At 34.9% G+C, this 839-nt stretch carries 1 protein-coding gene; it reads right to left on the bottom strand.

Features of this window, described 5'->3' with window-relative positions; all coding sequences use genetic code 11:
- On the bottom strand, positions 1 to 839 hold an 839-nt coding region (locus tag GJU43_RS22720), incomplete at both ends, for a transposase (RefSeq protein ID WP_154344184.1).

The raw sequence follows: 839 nt of genomic DNA on the forward strand, positions 1-839 counted from the left end.
TCAAAATAGTTTAATATGGTTTGATAATGATTCATAATTGTACGAGAGATTGTGCCGAAAGACTTAAACCCGGATTGATTTACTTTTTCATGCCATTTGGCTAATTTTGCAAAACCAATGATTTTGTCTTTTGTATTCTCAAAGATGCCACGGAGCTCTTGAGTTAGATTATATCCTTTTTGAATATCAGGATATAACTCAAAGAGTAAAATAGCTCGTTCTGTCTGATTTTGAGTCCATTTTGATTTGGTTTTATACAAGAAATAACGACTCCTCGCTAATAATTGCTTAAGGGTATCCCCATTTGAAAGTATTTTAGATTCGAAATTTACTTTTGACTTTTTGGCTTTTTCAATAGCATCATTTTCCTGATCGATGGCTTCCCAACGATATTTAATCCTAATTTCCTGAAGGGCTTCTGTAGCTAGCTTTTGAACATGGAATCGGTCTGTAACGCGAGTAGCATTAGGAAAACACTTTTTAGCTATCAATCCCATGTTACCGGCCATATCCAGGGTGATTTCCTTGACTAGATTTCGCTGTTTAAGAGGGATTTTTTCAATAACGCCAATAACTGTTTCTGCTTTTGTTCCTGCAATCATAGCCACTATAGTTCCTTTTCTGCCTTTACCGGATTTGTTGGTTAAAATAGTATAGAGTTCGCCATTTGAAAGAGAGGTTTCATCTATTGATAAACGCTTTCCAATATTTTGTGGAAAAACAAGCCATTTTTTAGCATGTGATATTTGATCCCAAACTTTGAAATCACTTAGGAAATCTTTGTATTGACATTGCAGGTTTCTACCAGAAACTCCATAGAAAGAGGCAATGGTATTACA

The organism is Flavobacterium sp. LC2016-23, assembly GCF_009674775.1.
GTDB lineage: Bacteria > Bacteroidota > Bacteroidia > Flavobacteriales > Flavobacteriaceae > Flavobacterium.